We start from the raw sequence: 377 nt of genomic DNA on the forward strand, positions 1-377 counted from the left end.
CAGATGCCGCCCCCCTCCATCGGGCGGATTTCGTGCCAGTGCAGGCCCGCTGGCTGGCGCAGGTCGTTGACCATGGTGCTCAGCATCTCGTTCACCCCCTGCGGCGAGGTGCGCAAGCGCGCCGCCGCGGGGTTGTAGCCGCGCACGATGGTGAGGGTGGGGATGGGCCAGGCCTCCAGGAAATCCTTCAGCCCCAGCTCCAGCGCATCGGCTTTACGCTTTTGCCACGCCTGATCCTTGGCATCGGCGATGACCGGGTACGTGGCCGGGTCCGTCGGCAGGATCGAGCCCAGCTGCAGGCTGGCCGGCTGGCCGGCATCCTGTTGCCGCAACCGCTGCCATACCTGGCCTTGCCGATAGACATCCACCACCAGGCC

At 68.2% G+C, this 377-nt stretch carries 1 protein-coding gene; it reads right to left on the reverse strand.

Features of this window, described 5'->3' with window-relative positions; translation table 11 throughout:
* Positions 1-377, reverse strand: a 377-nt coding sequence (locus JHD67_RS21690) for a DUF2875 family protein (RefSeq protein ID WP_199101199.1), incomplete at both ends; no start/stop codon positions are given.

The sequence above is a fragment of the Dyella sp. ASV21 genome, from assembly GCF_016428975.1.
In the GTDB taxonomy this organism is placed as follows: Bacteria; Pseudomonadota; Gammaproteobacteria; order Xanthomonadales; family Rhodanobacteraceae; genus Dyella.